13 protein-coding genes and 1 pseudogene are annotated in these 22,605 nt (G+C 50.6%); all 14 read right to left on the bottom strand.

Going from position 1 to position 22,605, the window contains the following annotated elements; genetic code table 11:
- Nucleotides 1-72: 72 nt before the first annotated feature.
- Nucleotides 73-3,450, bottom strand: coding sequence for a GH36-type glycosyl hydrolase domain-containing protein (locus BMX45_RS11920; RefSeq protein ID WP_090909867.1), 3,378 nt, complete (start codon nt 3,448-3,450; stop codon nt 73-75).
- Between the two features lie 41 nt (nt 3,451-3,491).
- A complete protein-coding gene (locus BMX45_RS11915) occupies nt 3,492-5,657 on the bottom strand; it encodes a glycoside hydrolase family 3 N-terminal domain-containing protein (RefSeq protein ID WP_090909866.1) in 2,166 nt (721 codons plus the stop codon).
- A gap of 197 nt (nt 5,658-5,854) precedes the next feature.
- Nucleotides 5,855-6,616, bottom strand: a complete 762-nt coding sequence (locus tag BMX45_RS11910) for an alpha/beta hydrolase (RefSeq protein ID WP_090909865.1) — start codon at nt 6,614-6,616, stop codon at nt 5,855-5,857.
- A gap of 24 nt (nt 6,617-6,640) precedes the next feature.
- The gene (locus BMX45_RS11905; protein WP_090909864.1) at nt 6,641-7,642 is read right to left on the bottom strand and encodes a LacI family DNA-binding transcriptional regulator; all 1,002 of its coding nucleotides are present in this window, start codon (nt 7,640-7,642) and stop codon (nt 6,641-6,643) included.
- 40 nt (nt 7,643-7,682) lie between these two features.
- Complete coding sequence (locus BMX45_RS11900; RefSeq protein ID WP_009594477.1) at nt 7,683-8,501, bottom strand: carbohydrate ABC transporter permease; 819 nt, start codon at nt 8,499-8,501, stop codon at nt 7,683-7,685.
- Nucleotides 8,502-8,546: 45 nt separating this feature from the next.
- Nucleotides 8,547-9,452, bottom strand: coding sequence for a carbohydrate ABC transporter permease (locus BMX45_RS11895; RefSeq protein ID WP_175495086.1), 906 nt, complete (start codon nt 9,450-9,452; stop codon nt 8,547-8,549).
- Nucleotides 9,453-9,554: 102 nt separating this feature from the next.
- A complete protein-coding gene (locus BMX45_RS11890) occupies nt 9,555-10,802 on the bottom strand; it encodes a sugar ABC transporter substrate-binding protein (protein WP_009594526.1) in 1,248 nt (415 codons plus the stop codon).
- A gap of 446 nt (nt 10,803-11,248) precedes the next feature.
- Nucleotides 11,249-12,502, bottom strand: a complete 1,254-nt coding sequence (locus BMX45_RS11885; protein ID WP_090909862.1) for an MFS transporter — start codon at nt 12,500-12,502, stop codon at nt 11,249-11,251.
- 387 nt (nt 12,503-12,889) lie between these two features.
- Nucleotides 12,890-14,722, bottom strand: coding sequence for a cache domain-containing sensor histidine kinase (locus tag BMX45_RS11880; RefSeq protein WP_090909861.1), 1,833 nt, complete (start codon nt 14,720-14,722; stop codon nt 12,890-12,892).
- Nucleotides 14,719-16,293, bottom strand: coding sequence for a response regulator (locus tag BMX45_RS11875; protein WP_090909860.1), 1,575 nt, complete (start codon nt 16,291-16,293; stop codon nt 14,719-14,721). The genes BMX45_RS11880 and BMX45_RS11875 overlap by 4 nt, the downstream gene beginning before the upstream one ends.
- A gap of 163 nt (nt 16,294-16,456) precedes the next feature.
- A complete protein-coding gene (locus BMX45_RS11870; RefSeq protein WP_090909859.1) occupies nt 16,457-18,136 on the bottom strand; it encodes an extracellular solute-binding protein in 1,680 nt (559 codons plus the stop codon).
- 68 nt (nt 18,137-18,204) lie between these two features.
- Nucleotides 18,205-19,104: a carbohydrate ABC transporter permease gene (locus tag BMX45_RS11865; RefSeq protein ID WP_090909858.1), complete on the bottom strand. Its 900-nt coding sequence runs from the start codon at nt 19,102-19,104 to the stop codon at nt 18,205-18,207.
- A 25-nt stretch (nt 19,105-19,129) separates the two neighbouring features.
- Nucleotides 19,130-20,107: an ABC transporter permease gene (locus BMX45_RS11860; protein WP_090909857.1), complete on the bottom strand. Its 978-nt coding sequence runs from the start codon at nt 20,105-20,107 to the stop codon at nt 19,130-19,132.
- A gap of 244 nt (nt 20,108-20,351) precedes the next feature.
- Nucleotides 20,352-22,414, bottom strand: a pseudogene (locus BMX45_RS11855) (molybdopterin-dependent oxidoreductase).
- Between the last annotated feature and the right edge of the window lie 191 nt (nt 22,415-22,605).

The following is a 22,605-nucleotide window of genomic DNA, read 5'->3' as shown; positions in this document are numbered from 1 at the left end:
CGCTTCGATAACCATTCCCTATATTATAACAGACCGGTCCGGTTCCTGCAGACGAGTTTCACGGGTTACGATTTATTGTTCATGAACGCTGCCGTAAATATCCACGACGCTGCCTTGTTCGTCATTTCCGGTCAACCGCTTGAAATCGTCGCCCGAGATGCGAACGCCTCCCGTGCGGTAGCGGTTCCGGATCGTATTCGCGGATACATCCTGCCCGTTAATCGTGACACGGGTCCGCTCGGCGCCATCCATATGATAAACGAATGTTACCGGCACGCCGGCATAGTTGAATTGGAACTCCAAGCCATCCAGCGTCTTCGGCAGAACCGGGTCGATCACCAGGTCGCCTCCCACTTCGCGGATGCCCAGCGCATTGGAGATCAGCTGGTTCATGTAGATCCCCGGACCGCTGGAATAAATCCGCCATCCCCCTTTGACAGGTATGTCTCCGCTGCGCAGCGCATCAAACGATTCCTGGGCTTCGTAGCGCGTGTTGAACTTTCCGTCCGAGCTGCTGAAATATGCATTGCTCTGGCGCAGCTCCGCATTCGGCACCACCTCGGTGATGCCGATCGGGTTGATGCGCTCAAGCCCGCTCCAAACCTCGCTGCTCTTGCCGAGCTTGGCCATGGCTTCGACAAAGCGGATATGCGCATGCACATATTGAAGGCCAACCTCCCGGCCGAAATTCGCCGCTTGCTCCGCCCGCTTAAAGTGCGTGCTGACGCCGCCGGCATATACCGCCGGTCGGTTCATCAGCCTTACGCCGTCCGGACAGAACAGCTGCTCCCGGATAATCTCATAATGGCTGGCCGCCTGCTCCGGGGTCAGCAGCTCGCTGATCATGCTGCGCGTCATCGGCAGCAGACGGTACTGGATCCCCGTTTCCTCATCGGACGGATGCAGCAGGAATCTGCTCTGCTCCTTGCTCTCCATATAGACAAAGCCCGGAATGACTTCGGAGTTCAGGATATACGTATTGAAATCCCGCTGAATTCCTTCCGCGAGTTCCCCCATCGCACCTGACATCGCTTGATCCACGCTTTCCATGACGCGGGAGAACTGGTTCAAGGTCTGATACGTCAAGGCGACCGTCCAGCTGCTGACCATGAACTGCTTCAGCTGGGCGTTAGCCGGCTGCAGCGTATCGTCCCAGTCCCCGTCCCCATACGAAGACAGGTGGGTACCATGAAGGAAATGCTCCTGAATATAGGCCATTTGCTTCTTCACGTGTTCAAGCACGGTGTACGTCCGCTCCGTAAAATCGAAGCTGTGCTTTCTCGTGTAAGGAACGGCCGACTCCAGGATGCTGTAATCGTTGGTAACGGCCAGATAATCGCCCAGCACCTTCAGCGGCCATACGATGATGTCGCCGTGGCTCTCTTCCTGCTGGATATGGGCATACTTATCAAACATGAACCACTGCGGCCAGTTTCCGTCATCCTCATATTGGTGGGAATACACCTCAAGCAGGATATCGCGGACCTGCTCGTACTTATGCGTGGCTATGAAATATTCCACGGGTCCCTGGCATACATCGCGCGTTCCCCACGCCGCACCGCCGTACTGTTCCAACCCGTGCGGCACCGAATAATGGACGAGCATGTTGTGCGTATACCACCAGGCAAGCGCATTGACTTTGAATAAACCGTCATCCTGCCCGTTGTTCAAGCTCAGATGGAACCCGTTCATAACGGATGCGTAAAACGAACGATAGTTTGCAATCTCCTCATCCGCATTCTGCGCCTCGATTGGAGCATCCGCTGCATCAAGGCTGCCTTGCACCGTCATGGCCCACTCGGCACTCTCGGCGAGCTCAAGCACCGTTAAGGAAGCGCTCCCTGGCGCGATGTTGCTTGCCAGACAGGTTTCGTCCGTCACCTGCATATCGGCTCCCGTCACCCCAAGCCGGTAATGCAGATCCTTGTACACGGACGCGCTCAGCGAAGCCGAATCGGCACGGAACGTGAGGACGCCGTCTTCCTGAACCACATGATACGGCACTTCATATTCGTTGACATCCATCGTCATCTGCATGGTCACCAGATAACGGTAAGCTCTTCCGCTTTCGGAACGGACCTGAAGCGTAACCTCCGGTGCCGCGGCGGACGTGAAGTTCGTGATGATCAGCTTGTCGTTTTCGGTTTTGTAATACCAGCGTACATAGTTAAAGCCGATCTCGAACACGGACGGCATCGTCAAAAGGCGGTACTGCCCATCCATCTCGACATAGATCCGCTGTCCGGAAGTCTTGGGCACGTTTAGCGCGTTCCGCGCGTGACTCATCATTTTGTTAAAGTTGGTGTTTCCCGTCACCAGTTGGGAATTAAACACGCCATACATGTAAGAGGTGGTCGTGATGACCGGACTGCCCAGCTTAACGTTGTTGCCGCTCATCAAGATATGGCCGTGCGGACGCTCCACGCGAAGCTCCTTCTCCTTCAAGACGATATGCTCATAGGTGTCCGTGAAGAACGAAAGCAGCGTTTCCCCGTCTCGCTCCTCTTGGCGGCGTACAGGATACAGTGCGTTCAGTTCGTCTGCCGTCAGCGGCACGGTCTGCAGAGGTTCGCCGAAGCGGTCGGAACGTTCCATCTGCGGCAGCTTATTGCCCGTATTGGTCAAACGGCGTGCTTCCGCCTGCTGCCAGGCGGCCTGGAGCTCCTCCTGGTATTCGAGCGCAGTGACGGCATCCGGATGATCCTCCTTAAACAAACCGTAGAATACGAACCGGGCCGTCCCGTTCAACGTTACGCGAGGGGACTGCAGAGCCGTATAGGCAAACTCGTATTGATATACCTCATTCGGGAGGTTCTCTTTGAATAAAGCCTCTGCCCGATTCGTCTTTTTATAGGAAAGACCGAAGAACTGAAAGCCGTCCGTGGCATACCCGACCGCCGATGTCAGCGATCCCTGCTGAAGATAAGGGAATACGCCACCCTGCGGCTGATTTTGGCGGGAGCACACGACATAACCCCGCTCATCCTGACGGAACACGGCATGGTCGATGTATTGGGACAGGTACGCTTCATTGTTTCGAACGGCACCCGGAAGGGCAATCCCGATATCCTGTCCGTAAACGACGTCGGCTTGCATCCCTTCCCCTTGGAGCTCGATGTCCCAAAACCACGCGCCGGCATCGGTTGGGGTAAACCGTATCGTATAGGCTACTCCCTTGACGCTGCCTTCCCACATCATCCGGTTATCCGCATGCGTGACCACGCTTCGGGAATGCACACCGAGCATGGGAACGGCCTCGATGCCGTCTTCGGTATGGATTCTCAGAAACAAATTGTTGAGGGCGCCGTCAATCGGATTGGAGAGCAGTTGATTGATCATCGTCGTGCCGTAAGCAGCTTGATAAAGATCCCCGCTTGGCAAAAAGGTAAACGTCAATTCTCCCGCCTGGAGTACAACTTTCGCATCGTTCATTACATGATTGGCTGTCACAAGTTTCACTTCCTATTCTGCATAAATGATGTTGGTCCGCGTTATTTCCGAAGCCGAAAACGTCTGATCTCCGTATCCCGGCTATTCCTTCCGACCATGAGGTCGAACTCGCCGGCATCGCTCGTGAAGGACAGGTCCGAATGGTGATACCGCAGCTGTTCTTCGGTCAGGGTAAAGGCGATTTCCTGCCGTTCTCCCGGCTGCAGCAGCACCTTACGGAAGGCCTTTAGTTCCCGGACCGGTCTGACAACCTCGCCGGAACAGTCGCGGACGTACAGCTGGACGACTTCTTCCCCGGCCATATCGCCGGCATTCGTGACAGATACTTTGATCTCAAGCGGCTGTTCCGAAGACATCTCTTCCGCTGAAAGCTCCATGTTTCCGTATTCGAATTCGGTATAGCTTAGGCCGAATCCAAAGGGCAGCAGCGGCTCATTCGGAATGTCCAAATACTGCGATACATAGCGCACCTGCGCATCCGGCGCACCCTTCGGCCGCCCGGTATTATAATGGTTGTAATAGACCGGCACCTGTCCGACGGAATAAGGGAACGACATGCTGAGACGGCCGGAAGGATTAATCTCGCCAGTCAGCAGCGAAGCGATGGCCGCCCCGCCTTCGCTTCCCGGGAACCAGGCTTCCAGCACGGCATCGGCCTCATCCAGCACGCCGTGCAAATCCAGCGGGCGGCCGTTGAACAAGACGGCTGCCATCGGCTTATCCAGCGTTTTCAAATGGCGGATCAATTCGAGCTGCGGCTGCGGCAGCGTGATAAACCCGCGGCTGCCGGCTTCGCCGCTCATCTCGGAATCCTCGCCCAGCGCCAGCACGATCACATCGGCTTGCTTCGCGGTCTCCATCGCCTCCTCCAGCTGCTGATCGGTCATAGCGCTCACGCTGCAGCCCTCGGCCACCGTCAGAGCGCCGGAAGGCAGCTTGGACCGCAGTCCCTGCTCCAGCGTGACGGCATCTTCTTTAGCGCCTGTCCAAGACCATGGGCCGAGTATGTCGCCGCTGGCAGCGAACGGGCCGATCAAGGCTACGCGCTGACCGTCTCTGAGCGGCAGCAGGGAGTCGTTCTTCAGGAGCACGCAGGATTTTCCCGCGGCTTCACGGGCCGCCTGTCTGTGTTCCTCACAGAACACGATCTCCCGTTCGGCTTGCGGGTCGGCTCCCCGCGCAGGACGCTCGAACAGTCCAAGCCGCTTTTTCAATGACAGAATACGCAGCACCGCTTCATCGATCAGGCTCTCATCCACCCGTCCATCGCGTACCATTTGCGGCAAATGATGCACGTAGCTGGAGGTCATCATCTCGATGTCCACGCCAGCCTCGATGGCTCTTAACGCTGCTTCTGCCTCGTCCTCGGCAACTCCGTGAGGGATCAGCTCTTTGACCGCTCCCCAGTCGGAAATCAACACACCGTCAAATCCCCATTCGCGACGCAGCAAATCGCGCATCAGCCGCTTATTGCCTGTAGCCGGTATGCCATCGACGGTATTGAAGGCGGTCATGACCATCTCGACTCCCTCATCCAGCGCGGCCTTGTACGCAGGCAAGTAATACTCCCGGAGCTGGCGCTCGGACATGTCCACCGTGTTGTAATCACGGCCGCCTTCACCGGCTCCGTAGGCGGCAAAGTGCTTCACGCACGCGGCCAGCCGGTTTACATCGCCGCTCAAGTCGTCGCCTTGAAAACCTCTGACAAACGCTCTTGCAAATTCACTGTTCAGATAGGGATCTTCACCGGTCGACTCCATCACGCGACCCCAGCGCGGATCGCGTACCAGGTCCACCATCGGCGCAAATGTCACGTGGAGGCCGGATACCGCGGCTTCGCGCGCGGCGATTTCTGCGCTTCGTTCCGCAAGGACAGGGTCCCACGAGCTTCCCATGGCCAGCGGCACCGGGAAGATCGTTTTGAAGCCGTGTACGATATCGGCCATCAGGAGCAGCGGAATTTTTAATCGATTTTTGCGCATATGCGCTTCTTGGACGGCTATCACTTCCTCCGCCCCCGCCAAGCCCAGCACCGAGCCTGCATTGCTAACGATCTCATCGGTGATGCCCAGCGACTCCATCGGTCCTGTAATTTGTCCTGATTCTTGAGCTCCTTCGAAAAAAGGGACGGCCAGTTGTATAAGCTGCGCAATTTTTTCCTCCAGCGTCATCTGCTCGACCAGAGAAGTCAGTTGTTGATCTGCCATTTCCCATCCTCCTATGTCTTAACCTTCACGATCTAGTCGATTCGAATCGTTTTGATGTTTGCTCAAGCCATGAAATATATTCATGCAACCTTATATTTAATAGGATTTTTCACTTATACATCCATTGTTTTAGACTTGAGAAAACCAGCCTGTTCCTGCTCCATAATCGAAACGTTTCAATAAAAACGGACGAAAAATCAGGGCAGTGGCAGCCAATCCAGCACACGCTGAATTTTACGGTCCCAATATCCCCATTCATGTCCGCCCGGTTCTTCCTCGTATGTCATCGGAATCCCCAGACTGTCTGCATATCGTCTAAACGTTTGGTTATCATGATATAAAAAGTCTTCCGTTCCGCAGCACTGATACAACATCGGTTTGTTACCCCCGTATGCCGCGAATTCCGAGGCCAAATACAGCAAGTCGTCCCGGCTTCCCCGCAATCGGTCGACGCTTCCGAACAGGGCACGGATTTCGTGCTCCTGGAAGCCCGGTCCCGCAGCCCGGCTGGCGAGATCCAGCCCTCCCGACAGGCTTGCGCCGGCCGCATAACGCTCCGGATAACTCATGGCCAGCTTAAATGCGCCATACCCGCCCATGGAAATTCCGGCGACAAAGGTATCTTCCCTGCGTCCGGACACCGGAAAGAACGACTGAACCAGCTGCGGAAGCTCCTCGCTCAGGAATGTAAAGTAAGACGGACCGTTGGCCATGTCCATATAATAGCTTCGTCCGACTCCCGGCATCACGAGTGCGATGCCTTTATCCTCGGCGTACCGCTCGATGGACGATCTGCGCATCCATTCGGTCTGGTCCGCGCCTCGGCCGTGAAGCAAATAAAGCACCGGCAGCTTCGAAGAAGAACCGTATGGCATCAGCGCGGATTGCGGTATAAAAACCTCGATACCGGTAGACAGCTGTAGTGTTTCGGAATAAAAATCACACGTGATCCATGCCAAGTTCCTCATCTCCGATCCGGTACATTAACTTTCTACTTTGCTCTTCCCTGCAGATGCACGCTCCATCATTTCCGTGGTCAGCATGTACGACTGCTTTACGGATTCGCCGCCCAATATCTGAAACAGCAGATGGGCAGCAAGCGATCCCGCTTCGCTCTTGGGCTGCCTGATGGTCGTCAGCGGCGGATTCACGTATTCGGCTAATTGGATATCGTCGAATCCGATGACGGACACATCATCCGGCACCGAAATTCCGCTTTCCTCGAATGCCTTCAGCCCTCCGATGGCCATCTCGTCGTTGCCGTAAAATACGGCCGTTGGGAGCGCTCCCTGCATAATCATCATCTTGGTGGCGTTGTAACCGCCCTCGCGCACGAAGTTGCCGCTGAGGCGCCACTTCGACTGTTCTTCCAGCCCCGCCTCCGCGAGTGCCCTTAAATACCCTTGGTAACGCAAATGATTATCGTACGAGTCCGAGGATCCGCTAATATAGGCTACGTGCCGATGTCCGTTCTCCAGCAGGTAACGAGTAGCCGTGTATCCTCCCTGCTCCCCGTCGACCAGCACATTGACCAGGAATTCGCTGCATAATGGACGATCCATCACGACGATCGGAAATTGAGGCCCGGAGGTCTCGATCAGAACTTCATCGCGAATATTGGGCGCGAGAATGATGGCGCCGTCGGCCCTCTTCTCCCGCAAAAATTTAACCGCCGTCGAATCCCTGCCGCCCATCGAGCTGCAGGCAATCAGATCATACCCGTTGGTCAAAGCAACTTCCTGTACGCTCCGGATCAACTCGGAATAATAGGGCCCGGATAAATCCGTCAGAATTAGAGCGATTGTCTTGGTGCGGCTCCGCTTCAAATCCATGGCAAATCCGTTCTTCCGATAATTCAACTGTCTTGCTGCCTCGAGCACTTTTGATCTTGTCTTGGAACTCACTCTGCTGTCGCCGCTTAACGCGTATGAAGCCGTCGACAAGGCGACTCCAGCGAGCTTTGCCACATCCTTTATCGTTGCCATTTCCTTTCGCCCCTTCTAATACTTAAAAACTCTATCTATCTTATTTCATGCCAGAGATCGTATATCCTTCAATAATATGTTTTTGGAAGAAAGAAAATACGATGATGATCGGAACAACCATAAATGCAGCACCTGCCATTTGCAGACCGAAATCGGATCCATGCTGCCCTTTCAGAAGCTGCAAACCTACCGAAAGCGTATAAAGCTTCTGGTCGTTTGCCATGATGAGTGGCCACAGGAAGCTGTTCCAAGCGCCGATGAAGGCCAAAATTCCCTGCACCGCAAATACCGGCTTCGTGATCGGAACGATCAAACGGAAGAAAATCCGCAGCTCTCCCGCGCCATCCAGCCTTGATGCCTCGATCAGATCCGTCGGGATCGTCGACATGAACTGTCGGAACAGGAAAATACCGAAAGCGCCGACCAAGCCGGGGAGCACGATACCCGCCATCGTATTGGTCAAGCCCATGGCGTTAATCAGCAGATACACCGGAATCATGGTCACCTGTCCCGGAATCATCATGGTGGCGAGCACGAGATAGAACAATTTTTTGTTGCCCGGAAACTCAAACTTGGCGAATGCATATCCTGCAAGCGCGTTGAGGAACAGACCCACAAATGACCAGAACACAATAATAAGCGTATTTTTGAGGTAGACCATAAAGTCCAGCTTCGTAAATAAATCCACATAATTTTTCATGGTAAATTCTTTGGGCAATAACGTCGGCGGAACCGCCGTAAATTCATTCTCCGGCTTGAACGAGGACGTGATCATCCAGATAAACGGAATCATCATCAGCAGTCCCCCTGCAATGAGCAGCACCGTCATGACCGTCTTTTCTATTCTTTTCGCTGCCATACCCTAAAGCCTCCTTCAGTTACGATACGGAACATCGCTTGCATCTTAATACTCGACATCTTTTTTCTTGACTGCGAATTGCGCGATCGTCACAACAATGATAATGAAGAAGAGCACAAACGATCCTGCGGCCGCATAACCAAAATTACTGAGCTGGAAGCCATTGTTGTATATGAAGAGGGCCATCGACATCGTGGAATTCAGCGGTCCGCCCTTGGTCATCACCAGCGGCTCTTCGAAGAACTGAATCCAGCCGATCAGCGTCGTAATCGTAACAAAGAAGGTCGCAAAGCTCAGCAGCGGAACGGTGATGTACAACAGCTTCTTCCACTTGCTCGCGCCATCGATCTCCGCCGCTTCATAATAGGAACGCGGAATGCCCTGTAGGGCAGCAAGGAATATAATCATGTTAAGACCGATCGATTTCCATACAGCCAGAAGGATCAGCGATAACTTGGCAAGCGTGGGATCATTCAGCCACTGCTGCGCGGGAATACCAAACCAGGATAACATATGGTTAAAGAGGCCATAATGGCTGTTATAGAGGTAACCCCAAACAACCGCGACCGCCACAATATTCGTAATGGAAGGCATGTAATAAACAACGCGGAATGTCTTGAACAGCCATCCCGTGCCATAGTTAAGCAGCAATGCAGCGCCCATGGCAAGCATAACGACAAGCGGAACTCCGATAATAACATAGAACATGGTGTTAAACATGGATTTCAGGAAAACCGGATCTTTAAATACATTCATGAAGTTATCGAAGCCGACGGCTTCAATATTGGAGTAATTGGCGAGACCCGCCAGGTCGATGTTCGTGAAGCTGATGACAAGCGCAATGATGATCGGAATGATTGAGAACGTCAGAAGCAGCACCAGCGCGGGCGCAATAAACATATAAGGGTACTTATAGCGGTTAAAGCGCTTGATCAAGTTCTGCAATGTCATTCACCTCCTGCAAAAATGGGTTTCGATGATACGCTTTGGAAGCAGTCAGGCTTGTTTCATCATCGTCTGAAGAAACAAGCCGGGCTGCGTTACACGCTTTTGTTATTTGGATAGAATTTCGGTAGCCTTCGCGTTCAACTGATCCATTTCGGTCTTGATGTCCGCACCGCCCACCGTGATTCTTTCAAAGGCACCGATGGCTTCTTGGGAAACCGCATCCCACTCTTTGATGAACGGAACGGGTCTGGCGTTCTCAAGCTGTTTTCCGAATGTAGCGAAGATCGGATCTTCAAAGCGTTTGTCTTCCCATGCGCTCTTAATGGCAGGCAAGTTTTTGGATACATCGTAGTTGGTCAGCTGCGATTCTTGTTCGCTCATGAAGGAGATGAATTTAACGGCTTCATCTGCATTTTTGGTGCTGCTGAATACGGACATGTTAGCTCCGCCAAGGAACGATGCGTTGTTTTCTTTTGCAGGAAGGGTTGTGGTTGCCCATTTACCCTCAATCTCAGGCGCTTTATCCTTCACGCCTTGAATCATCCAAGGACCGCTGATGAACATCGGGAACTGTCCGTCCTTAAATGCGGCAAACAGATCCAAATCGCTCGCAAGCGGCGTCATGCCTGTGTCGTAGAAGCTCTTCAGGTATTCCATGGCTCCCATGAATTCCGGCTCGTTGAAATGAGGCTTGCGGTTCTCGTCGATCATAGCGCTTCCATTCTGCCAAGCAAACATGGACAGGTAGTTCATATCTTTGGCATCGATGGTGATCGCGTAATTGCCATTGCCTCTGGCTGCCAGTTTCTGGCCGGCATCCTTCATCTCATCCCAAGTCTTAGGACCTTCAGGATAGCCTACTTCAGCAAGAATATCGGTACGGTAGAACAATACGCGCGTTTCCACGTACCACGGAATGCCGACAACCTTGTCGTCGTAACTCATCGTTTGAACAGCACCGTCGAAATAATTCTCCGGCTTCAAATTCGGATATTGCTCAAGGTACGGCGTCAGGTCAAGCAAAGCGCCGGCTTGCGCGAATTCAGGAATCCAGGTTGTGCCCATCTGCACGACGTCCGGGCCGCTCTTCGAAGCAACCGCCGTCAACAGCTTGTCATGCGCGCTTCCCCAAGGAATGGATTGAACGCTTACCTTCACGCCGGGATTCTTCTCTTCGTATTGCTTAATCAAGGTTTCGTCCGTTTCGTCACCCATCAACCAGACTTTCAGTTCCTTCTTGCCGCCGCCTTCGCTGCCTCCGTCTGCTTTCTCAGACCCGCCCGAGCATCCGGCTAATACGACCGAGAACACCAGCAATGCTGCCAACGTCCACAATATTGATTTTTTTCTCATTCTACATTCACCCCGTTTTTAATGTTTACCAGCATGCGAAACGTAATGCAAAACTTAAATTGAAAGCACTTACTTCGAAACGTTTCGATTTTATTCAAAAAAATAAAGACGCCGGATAAAGGTTGCTTCTATAATCCTAATGTCTCTTCATTCCTCCTATGGAGCACATTTCCATGGTTATCTTAAGGATAATCATGCTCTTGTGTTAACAAAATAAGAAAATTTCTTGCTTAATAACTTCAAAAATTGCATTTTGTTTTGAAACGTTTCGACACGTTCATTATAGCTCCCCCTGAGAGCGATTTCAATATCCTTTTTATTTTTTTTGTAAGGCGTTTCTTTGACAAGGGCTGTGAGCTATGAACCGCAGGCAAAAAAGCAGCAGGCTCCGAAGCATGCCTGCTGCTTAATATGGTTCTGCCATGTTCCGTCAATTTATTAATGCGCTAAGCGTTAAGTTGGCGTTCGCTCTTGTCATGACTGTCATGGCCCAGGCCCCTGTCCCTGCTAAGCCGGGCATGCACCGCAAACGACAGGAATGACAATACGGCAACTCCCGCGGCCAACCACGCGACCGGGGTCAGTCCGCCGCCGTCATACATCGTTCCCATGGCATAAGGCCCGATCACCCGGCCAGCGGCTCCCATGCCGCCGGTCACGCCGATATAGAACGGAGCAGCTTGTCCCGAACGTTCCGAAATAAAAGCCGGGATCGCCGGCGAAATCAGCATTTCGCCCAATGTGGCCAGCACCATCGCAAGGATCATGCCTGGGTAGCTGTGCATCGCCACGATGACGACATAAGCCGCCAGGTAGAACAAGGCGCTTGCGGTCATCTGGCTGCTCTCCGTACGGGCCACCCATCGCTTGATGGCATTGGTCAGCGGCTGCGCAGCGAAGATCAGGATCCCGTTCAACGTCCACAAATAACCGTAAGCCGTCTTGGACATCCCCTCCGAGATGATAAACGGAGACACGCCCGTGTTCCAGATGGAATTGCCGAACCATAAGAACAGCGAGCCCAGTCCCATAAAGAGATAGATACGAATGTTTCCAAGCAGTGCCCAAGCACCGGGTCCCGCCGGAAGCGGACTCTTGGGCTGCGGATGATGCGACCCGTCGGACGCGCCCGTTCCGCCCAGCTTCGTCAGGTAAGACAGGAAGAAAATCGCAAAGCCGAAGGACGTGACGCCGTTTAAGACAAAGCTTAAATGATACGATATTTCCGCCAGAAACCCGCTCATGGCCGTTCCCAAGGCTACGCCGATATTATTGGCAACATAGATGACGTTAAACAATTCGCCCCGCCGATCGGCAAACCGGAAGCCGATAAAAGCCTGGATGGCCGGCATCGATACGGCGTTGCAGAATCCGATGAAACCCATCATCGCGATGAACAAGCCCCATAATCCGTTAATGAACGGAAGGGTGAACAATCCGAGGGCATTCAGCAGGAGCGAGCCCACGATCAGCTTCTTCACCCCGACCCGGTGATATAACGCGCCGCCAAGGAGTTGACCCGCGATGCCCCCCATGGACTGAATCAAGATGACAAAGCCCGCATCCTGCATGCTGCGTCCCAGCTCGTCGAATACGTACATCGTTGTCAGCGGCCACATCAAGGAGCCGCCTGCGGAGGCAACGAGACTTGCAACAAGAAAACCTTTTACTTCCTTAGGGTACTGCTCCAACCATTTCATGTTTATTATCTCCCAGCAGCCTCGCAGCAGTATATTTACGCATTAAACCTAAAATAGCCCCACAAAGTGGAGCCTACGCTCCGATGCTTATTCCAAATACTTTGCGGGGACCCCAAAAAACTTTATAAATTCTAATATATTAAAAAAAGCCCACGCGGGCTTTTATAAATCCTTTTTAAAGGAAAGAGGCAAAGGCCTTCTATTTGGATACTCCGATAACCTGAATGAATGCACAATGCTTGTCATTTCTTATCGCCCAAATCCTAGTATCGCTTGAGAGATCGATTTTTAGCAAGCACACTCATTGCCGCTTTACCTTAACAGCGAACAGGCGCTAAAAAGCGGATCCCCACTTCACGATGAACCGCTCTGGTACGGGACTCCCGTCTATCCCCCTCTCTTATCCGGGTTAGCCTTTCTCGCTCTTGCAGGTATGCGTATTTGAACCGCGGTCCCGATTCCGACTTTGCTGAAGATGGACACGCCGTACTCGTTCCCGTAATGCAGCTTCACCCGCTGGTCAATGTTGCGAATGCCGCAGCCCGTATGGCTGTTATCCCGGGGATCGAATATCTCCTGTATTCGCTCCTGCTTCATGCCTAGACCATCATCTATGATCCGGTACAGAATATCGTCGCCTTCCTTTTGAACCGAAATCCGAATATGAATGCGATCTCCACTCCAAGCATGCTTCAGCACATTCTCAATAAAGGGCTGGAGGATCAGCTTAATGGTCTCGTAAGGCCATATATTCGTATCGATATCAAAAGTGACTTCCATGCGCTGACCATATTTTACCTTCTGGATGTCCAGATACGCATTGGCCTGCTCAATCTCGGATGCTATGGGTATCAATATTCTTCCTGAATTTAATGTAAGCCTATAAAATTGTGCCAGTTGCACAACCATATCCTGAAGCTTCTCCGTTTCCCCGAATTTTGCAAGTTGATTAATGGATGACAGCGTATTGTATAAGAAATGAGGGTTGATCTGCGATTGCAGCATTTCAAGCTCTGCTTCCTTTTTTTGAAGTTGGGTCAAATACACTTCTTTTATTAACGCTTCGATATCCTCGCCCATCGCATTCAAGGCATTCGCAATTTGAGAGAACTCCCCTTTTCCCCGGTACGTGATCCGTTTATGCAAATCGCCTTCCCTAAATGCATTGAGTACCCCTACAATCTTCATGATCCGCTTAGAGAAGGATTGGGAAATGACATACCCCATATATGTAAACAACACGACGCAGATGATACAAATCACAATCAAAACGGTTCGTACCCTCTTCGCTTCCTGTTCAATAATGTTAAGCGGAACCTCAGCAACAATCTTCCAATTCTTCTGTGGCAAATCTTCTTCGATGATCAAATAATTGTTCTTATCATATGCTGCTACAGCCGCATCATGATTTGCCTTGACGGAGGTTTGGCTGTTGTCTTCAACAAATTGACCGGAAGTAAACACCACATTCCCGAAGGGATCCAGCACCGATAACATACTTCCGTCGCCGAGCTTCGTGTAATCCACGCTATCGAACAGTTGTGACAAACGAACACTGAACCGCATGATTCCCACCTCTTTGATCTCGAGCGGATTATTCATATCCACCATGCGCCGAATCATCGAGATTCGCCCATCCCGCTCATCCTCTTCTACCTGCTTCCACATCATCGTTGCATTGTATTTCTCTTCCGGCAGTATGAAGTACCAAAACTTACCTAAAATTCGGTTCATGTGGTAAATGTCATAGGTTTGTTCGTTGAAATCTTTATTTTTTTCGCTATCCCAATTTTTATACTTCTCGTACACCGTTTGATTATGAAAATAGACGGATAGCCTTAAGTTAAGGCCAACCGCCTTCGCTGCGCTCTCTAACTTCGGGAGAATGACATTGTTCATGCGGGTATGATTCTCCGTACCCGATAAATTCCTGCGAACGCTCTGAACTAATGTAGGATCATCGTACAATGTCGCCGACGTCTGGACGATATCATCTACTTTATAGGCTACATTATCTCGGATCTGCTTGAGTGTTCCCTGGATGTTTACCCGGGTCTGTTTGCGCATGGTCTCATCATACATCGAGTGAGAAATATAAAAGTTCACGAAAACCAATAACAGGATAAATAACGTGAAGGTCAGCATGAGCTTGTAGCCGATCGGTATATACCCCAGCTTCTTGTCGTTTGGTCTGGACGATGTGATCCAGCGATGGTTCATCCCAATTCTCTCTTTCGATATTCCATGGGTGTCATCGCGAATTTTTCTTTGAATTGTCGGCTGAAGTAAGGGAGATAGCGGTAACCTACCTGATCGGCGACTTCATAGACTTTGAGGCCCGGCTGTTTCAGCAATTCGCATGCTTTTTCCATACGCAGTTGTACAAGCAGTTCATTAAACGTATTTCCCGACCTCTCTTTAATCAAAAATCCGATATGGCTCGGCGAAAAAGAAAAATGTTGTGCAATATCCTTTATCGTTAGATTCTCACTCATTCGCTCTTTCATCATTTGGATAACGCTGCGAATGAATTTACCGTCTTTTGAATTGGATTTCTCGAATAATCTTTCGGAAATCTCGAAAATATGCTGTATAAACCAAGAACGAATATCACTGACGGTTTCGAATTGCATCAGAATATCCAGATGATGAATCTCCATGCCTAACAGGTCAAACAAGTCTTCATTTCGACTGCTTAAATATTGTTCGAGCTTCCATATAATATAGTTCGACATATTGCGCACGGTAAATCGGGAGCGCAGATTCCTTATCGAACCGAATAACTTCTCTAACTCATCACAGATTTGGACCAGCTCGTATTCCTCCATTGCCTTTAAGAGGACATTCATACGTTCATCAAGCATCCTCGCATCAAGCATTCCTGGCTCAGCACAGACATCTTCGTACTTGATAATGCTTCCCTTGCCTAAAAACATTTTGCCTTCCACTGCTTCAACAGCTTGCCTATAAGAAAGCTGAAGTTGATTCAAGGTGTGTACAGGTTCGCCAATCCCCGTTGTCATGGATGTCGTCAAATGCTGCTGAACGTTATCCATCAATGTACGCATCGTTTGAGTGGCGTTATTGTCTTCAAGCAGTATCGCTACTCGTTTCGAGGACAGCTTGCAGTATGGAAGCATGCCACTATCCGTAATCGTCTCTTGAATACCTTGCAGAAATCTCCTCGCCATTTCCCTCTGGGAAGAAAGACTCCCTGCTTGGCGCCAAGATACATTATCGAGTTCCATGACAGCGACGCGTATCGGCCACTTCAACTGGTCGAATTCGTATGAAAAGTTCATCATTGTCAACGACTCTTCTGATTCTTCCCGTTCAAGCAAACGTATAAGAAAATCGCTTTTGACAATGGGAATCATCTCTTGATAGGCCATCTCCACTTCGCGCTGCTTGATTTCTTCATCGAGATCCCGTTTCACCTTAATTAACGAAGCGACGAGCTCTCTATCATTCATCGGCTTGAGAACATAACTGTACGCTTTCAATAAGAGCGCTTGCTGCACATAACTGAACTCCTGATATCCGCTGACAAATATGATTCGCATGTTAGGTTTATGTTCAAGCGCAATACGCGCAAGCTCAAGGCCGGACATATAGGGCATATTCACGTCGCTGACCAATATATCGATATCCTCGTTCTTGATAAGTTCACATGCCGACAACGCATTATTGACGCTTCCCACTACGGTCATACCCAAATCAGGCCAAGGAATGAACCTTTTCATTCCTTCAAGATCCAGCTCTTCATCATCCACTAGCAGCACCTTGTACACGAGAATCCCTCCAGGCATTGTAAAAAAATCCATATTCATATAGTATAATCGATCTAAAACAGGCATTTAGCAAAAGCAAAAAATAAACATGCATAATAAAAAGAGATCTCCCAAAGAACCTTAGGGTTCTTTGGGAAATTCACCTGCGACATCTTTGTTTACATTAGTTGCCGTTCAGCTTAGCTACGTTCTCCTGCCATTTGGCCGTACGCCATTCTAATAGCTGATCGTAGCCCAGATCCATCAAATCTTTATGGCCTTGATCAAGCACTTTGTCAACTTCTTCATCGCTCTTCGCCATAACCGATTTTGCATAGATTTCGAGGAACAATTCGTCTACCGATGTTTTGATAATCCCTTCATCTGAATCTGGAGCCGGATTCAGGTTCGCAAATTCCGTGACGTTTAACTGCGTAGGCCATGTAATCGTCTGTTGGTAACGCGTTCTCCAATCCTGCTCTTCGAAAGGAAGCTTCTCCATGTACTTGTATTTGGCAGGGTCAATATAACTCGTATTCCCAACAAACATAACAGGTTCATTCTTGGATTGGATTTCCGCTACTTCAGCCGGGTCATAGGTTTCCGTGAAGTTCGGCTTGCCCTCCTCATCGAATCCATCCCAGTTCTTGCCCTCTGGTCCGAAGTATTGAACATTCATTCCTTCAGGACCTGTATACCAGTCAAGGAATGCGAAGATCGCTTCAGGGTCTTCGGCAGCTGTTGTAATATAAGCAGCATTCCATCCGAAACTGGTGTAAGTACCCGGATAGATTTTATTCTTATCCAAACCTGGCTTATGAATCGGCCAGATCATGAAATATCCGCTATCTGGATCATTCTTGGTCAATTCCGGCTGCGCCTCGCCCGCCATCGTAGTTGGACTAGCTCCTGCAAATACAGCCACTCGTCCAGTCATGACTTTTTCTAAAATCTGATCCTCGGTTTGGCTGAAGGCATCTTGAGAAATAAGCTTCTCTCTGTATAGCTTAGCAATATATTTCTGTGCCTCACGGAATACCGGATCCGTTAGCAGAGGCGTCAGCTTCCCGTCCTTTGGAACTGCAAGCAGACTAGCGTTAAGGTTAGTGTAGCTCGCACCTTCTCCGAATGCGGTGTACAGCACGCCGAGCCCCTGTCTTTCCTGCGCACGGTGCGGTTCGAACGGAACAATTTCGCTACCATACTTCTCTTTAACCTTTACCAAGTAGTTGTATAAATCATCTGTTGTTTCAAGCGGCGGCTCGCCTAGCTCTTTGTAGATCTTCTTGTTAACTACGTAACCCGCGTTACCATACGGATTGGATGAATACCAGTTCGGGAACATATACAGCTTGCCGTCATCGGAGCGAAGCATGTTCAGATCGCCCATCCATGTTTTCAAATTAGGATATTTATCGAGATAATCATCATAAGCTACCAATTTCCCCTCTTTACGGAGTCTCTCCATGTCCGGATGGTTACGATCGGTCCAGATCATATCCGGAAGATCATCCGAAGCCATCATCGCACTCAGCTTTTGGGTATGTGCTCCAGCAGCCGCAATCATATTGATTTTCACTTGCTTCTCTTCGCTCAAATATTTACCGATAGGCGTACTTTCCCATTTAGGGAAGTCCGAGTTCTCATAGTGAGCATAAGCTGAAAATTCAAGCGGCTTCTCCCCGAGCACCCATTTGCCATCACCATTACCCTCTGCCGGCGGATCGGTTTTCTTCTCGCCATCATTGTTCGCTGCCGGTGGTGGTGGGGTTGGATCCGCCGATTTTCCGCATCCTGCTAGAGCTGTGACCAGTACCAAAAGCAAAGATACCATCAACAGCAACGACTTTCTTGTCTTTCTCATTCACTAAACCCCTCTCATTTACAAAAATATATATGTTCAAAGCTGTTCGCCTTAAACCGTTCCTGGGCCTACTCTTTCAGCGAGCCTACCAGCACGCCTTTGACAAAATATTTTTGGACAAAGGGATAGACCAGAATGATGGGTAGCGTCACAACGATCATCATCGCCATCGTGAGCGATTTGGACGTAATCTGTCTCGCATTCTCCAGCAGTGCCGTCGAAGCACTATCGAGTACAGAGCTTGAACCGGTTACAATATTGGCATTCAAGGTTTGTCGAAGAATGGTCTGGATCGGGAGCAAATTATCGTTGGTGATGTAAATGCTTGGCAGAAACCAGTCGTTCCAGTGCCCAACGGCAGTCAGCAAAGCAAGCGTCGCGATAACCGGTCCGGACAAGGGGAGGATAATCCGAAAGAAAGTGCCCCAATTGCTGCAACCGTCGATATTAGCCGATTCCTCCAAGCCAACAGGAAGGCCTTTAAAGAAGGTTCGGAATATGATCATGTTCCACACACTGATGAGGGATGGAATAATAAATACTAGAAAGCTATCCATCAGTCCCAAGGAACGGATCAGGAGATACGTTGGAATCAATCCTCCACCAAAGTAGAGGGTAAATATAAAGAACAATGTGTAATATTTGCGTCCGATCAGATACGAACGGGTCATCCCGAATGCCAGGAGCGCTGTCATGAATATGGAGGTTGCCGTTCCGATTATGGTACGGCTTACGGATATAAAGAATCCGTTAAGCAGTCGATCATCTTGGAGTATGATATTGTAATTTTCGGTTGTGAACTCTCTTGGCCAGAAGGTGATTCCGCCTTTTGCGGTGTCCACGCCTACGTTGAAGGAAACCGCAACTGCATTCCAGAACGGATAGAGCGCCGAGAAGGCCAGCAAACTGAGAAAGACGTATATCACGATAAGCGTAACCTTGTCACTGAAGCTAATTCTTTTTAACATGCCGTACCTCCCGAGGGCTGCTGATTTACCATAAGCTATTACCGGATCTTCGAGCCAGATAGTTCGCGATCGTAAGCAGTCCTACACTAATAATCGCCTTGAACAATCCGATAGCAACCGCATAAGAATAACGGTGTGACCCTAGGCCCACTCGATAGACATACGTATCAATAACATCGGAAACCGGCCTCAGCACAGGATTGGATGCCAGGAGCAAGATGTCCTCGAAGCCTGCATTGAGCAAGTTGCCGATAGCAAGAATCATGAAGATGATGACGACCGGCATAATCGAAGGAAGCGTAATCAGATAGATCTGCTTGGTTTTGGAAGCCCCGTCAATGTCTGCAGCCTCGTACAGCGCCGGATCAATACTCGCAATTGCAGCCAGGAATACAATCGAGTTAAATCCGATCTCCTTCCAAACGTTAGCCGAAATGAGTATTGTCCAGAAATATTCTTTCAATGAGAGGAAATTGATCGGTTCATCAATGGCCCCTATCCTCTCCAGCAAAATGTTGATGCTTCCGTTCTCCGTTGATAGCAAGGCGGTGGTGAACCCTGCCACAATAACCCATGATAAGAAATGGGGCAGATATGTAATCGTCTGGATGACTCTTTTGAAGAGCATATGGCGAACTTCATTCAATAAAAGTGCCAGTACGATCGGTGCCGGAAATCCGATGAAGAACTTCAACAAACTGATAACAATGGTATTACGCAAAATCCTTTCAAACTCGGGAGCGGCAAAAAAGGCTTCAAAATGTTTAAAACCAACCCACGGGTTATCCCAAATCCTTGAACCGGTGAACAAGTTATAATCCATAAAACCCGTTATTACGCCGTACATAGGCAGATAGGCAAAAATAAAAACCAGAATCACTCCTGGTAACACCATGAGTTGAACATCCCATTGCTTCATTAATCGCCTAAGGAAACTTTTACTATGGATTTTTGGCTGCCGGGAAATGGGTGATTGCTGCTGTTCTGTAGTCGCTTGCGGCATATTTATCCTCCCGTTACGAAATGATGTAAAAGCATGCTGGGTCTCTGGATTTGTAGCATTCCGAAACCGTTTGCAAGTAGCTTAGTATCATTCTACCTATGGAAATATATTGAAGCTATATAATAAAACCCCGATTTTTTATACTTCCACCGGAATGTTTTATCGTTTCCAAATAATTAAAAAAGACTGCCTTCAGGTCATATAGACCTATAAGACAGTCTCTGTATGCATCTTTAGGCAGCCATCATTTAGCCCTGACCTCGACCACCGTCGAGAAGAAGGTAGCCCCTTCGCCCAAGTCGGACAGCCTGTCCGGCGTAAGGGCATTGGCGCGCTGCTTGCGGCCCTCGCCTTCCCACCACAGGCCTTGGCTGACTACGGTGCCCGGCAGCATTTTATCCGTCACCTTCGCCCGGACTTCATAGGTTCCGCGGTCATTATATACGATGACCATCTCGCCGTCCTGGAGCCCGCGTTCCTCCGCATCCGCCGGGTGAATCTGCAGGGCCGGTTCCTTCTCCAGCTTCTGATGCTTCTCCACGTTCGCAAAGGTCGAGTTCAAGAAGTTATGGTTCGGCGGCGATATGAACATAAGCGGATATTGACGCCCGCGGCCGCGCCTTACCCCGTCATATCCTTCCTTCAGCGGCACGTAGGTCGGAAGAGGCGGCAGACCTGCTTCCTCCAACTGCGCAGAGTATAACTCGATGCGCCCCGAAGGCGTCGGCAAACGGTCCAGATACGTGTCAAGCGGCGTCATGTCCAGCTTCACGTGGCGGTGTTCCCTCAGCTTGTCCAGCGTGACGCCGTTTAGATAAGGGTTATCCGGGAAGTCGAGCGCTCTTGCGATCATCTCTTCTTCGGTCTCATGAAAAGCCGGTTCCTGGAATCCCATAGCCCGTCCCAGCATGGAGAACAGCTCTACGTTGCCCTTGCTCTCCCCAAGTGCCGGAATGACCGGCTCCTGCAGCTGAACGTACTGATGCCAGTAGGAAGCGTACAGGTCCGTATTCTCGAACGAAGAGGTTGCCGGGAGCACGATATCGGCATACTTAGCCGTATCCGTCATAAACAGGTCATGCACAACCGTAAACAGGTCTTCCCGTGCAAACCCTTCCCTGACCCGCTCCGTATCGGGAGCCACAACCAGCGGATTGCTGCAATAAACGAAGAGCGACTTAATCGGCTGTTCGGTCATGGCAAGCGCTTCGCCGATCCGGTTCATGTTAATCGTGCGCGCTTCGGGATTCGGCCGGAGATCGGGACGCTCAAGCGCGTCGCTATCCATGCTGTTGTATCCGCCGTTCGACTTGGCGGCCCCTCCGCCCCGCTTCAGCCATTGTCCGGTCAAAGCGGGAAGCGCGGCAATGCTGCGCACCGTCAAGCCGCCGTTGTCGTGATGCTGAAGACCGTTGCCGATATGGATGTAGGAGGTATCGGCCCGCCGTAGAGTTCGGCCAATTTCTCGATATCCTCGATCGAGATGCCGGTAATGGAAGAAACGTACTCCGGCGTGTATTCTTTGACGTGCTCGCGCAAGGCTTCATGGCCAATCGTATACTTCCGGAGGAATTCTTCATTCACCATGCCGTCGCGGAACATGATGTGCATGAGGCCGACGGCCAGCGCCGCATCCGTGCCTGGATACAGCGGAATGAACCAGTCGGCCCATTGCCCCGTCTGATTCTTGTGGACATCGATCACAACGACCTTGGCACCGGCTTTGCGCGCTTTCTCTGCAATCACCATCTGGTGCATATTGGTGCTGACGATGTTGCCGCCCCAGACGAGGATGACGTCGGCTCGTACGGTGTCCTCCGGAACGGTTCCCCCATTAAACCCCATCACCGATTTCCAGCCCTCATTGCCCGCGGAATTGCAGATCGACTGCTTCAGGCGGCTGGCACCCAGCCTGTTGAAGAATCTGCGGTCCATGCCGTCGACGCTCAATATCCCCATATTGCCGTAGAAGCTGTAAGGCAGGATGCTCTCGGAACCGTATTCCTCGATCAAGTCCTTATAGCGTCCCGCAATCTCCTGAATGGCTTCGTCCCAGCTGATCCGCTCGAAGGCGCCCTCTCCCTTGGGACCTACCCTTCGCAGCGGATAGAGCACGCGTTCCGGATGGTACACCCGGTGTGCCATATTACGGACTTTATTGCAGATGGCTCCCTGCGTAATCGGATGCTCCGGATTACCGGTCACCTTGACGATTTTTCCGTTCTCTTTATGCAGCAGCAGGCCGCATGTATCGGGACAATCCAACGGACATACCGCCGGAAATACGCCGTTTTCCTGATGAATCATCGCTTGAGTCATTTCGTAATTCCCCCTTTTGCTCGGCTGCATCATATCCCTTTATCTTAAAAGAAAATCGGGGTTCCAGTAAAGTCATACATTTTTTTCTAATCAGGTGATTCACTTTTCTTCCCCCAGGGTATATTCCTATCAAGAGCAAAGAAGAGGAACCCAGACCCTTTCTCTTCCTTGCCGAATCA

The organism is Paenibacillus sp. cl141a, from assembly GCF_900109305.1.
Lineage (GTDB): Bacteria > Bacillota > Bacilli > Paenibacillales > Paenibacillaceae > Paenibacillus_AQ > Paenibacillus_AQ lautus_A.
This window is presented reverse-complemented; position numbering and strand designations above follow the sequence as displayed.

Coding starts and splice junctions, on each gene's coding strand:
- BMX45_RS11895 (WP_175495086.1), bottom strand. CDS start 9,452: ATGACATTGCAGAACTTGATCAAGCGCTTTAACCGCTATAAGTACCCT.
- BMX45_RS11865 (WP_090909858.1), bottom strand. CDS start 19,104: ATGTTAAAAAGAATTAGCTTCAGTGACAAGGTTACGCTTATCGTGATA.
- BMX45_RS11905 (WP_090909864.1), bottom strand. CDS start 7,642: ATGGCAACGATAAAGGATGTGGCAAAGCTCGCTGGAGTCGCCTTGTCG.
- BMX45_RS11900 (WP_009594477.1), bottom strand. CDS start 8,501: ATGGCAGCGAAAAGAATAGAAAAGACGGTCATGACGGTGCTGCTCATT.
- BMX45_RS11860 (WP_090909857.1), bottom strand. CDS start 20,107: ATGCCGCAAGCGACTACAGAACAGCAGCAATCACCCATTTCCCGGCAG.
- BMX45_RS11915 (WP_090909866.1), bottom strand. CDS start 5,657: ATGGCAGATCAACAACTGACTTCTCTGGTCGAGCAGATGACGCTGGAG.
- BMX45_RS11890 (WP_009594526.1), bottom strand. CDS start 10,802: ATGAGAAAAAAATCAATATTGTGGACGTTGGCAGCATTGCTGGTGTTC.
- BMX45_RS11870 (WP_090909859.1), bottom strand. CDS start 18,136: ATGAGAAAGACAAGAAAGTCGTTGCTGTTGATGGTATCTTTGCTTTTG.
- BMX45_RS11885 (WP_090909862.1), bottom strand. CDS start 12,502: ATGAAATGGTTGGAGCAGTACCCTAAGGAAGTAAAAGGTTTTCTTGTT.
- BMX45_RS11880 (WP_090909861.1), bottom strand. CDS start 14,722: ATGAACCATCGCTGGATCACATCGTCCAGACCAAACGACAAGAAGCTG.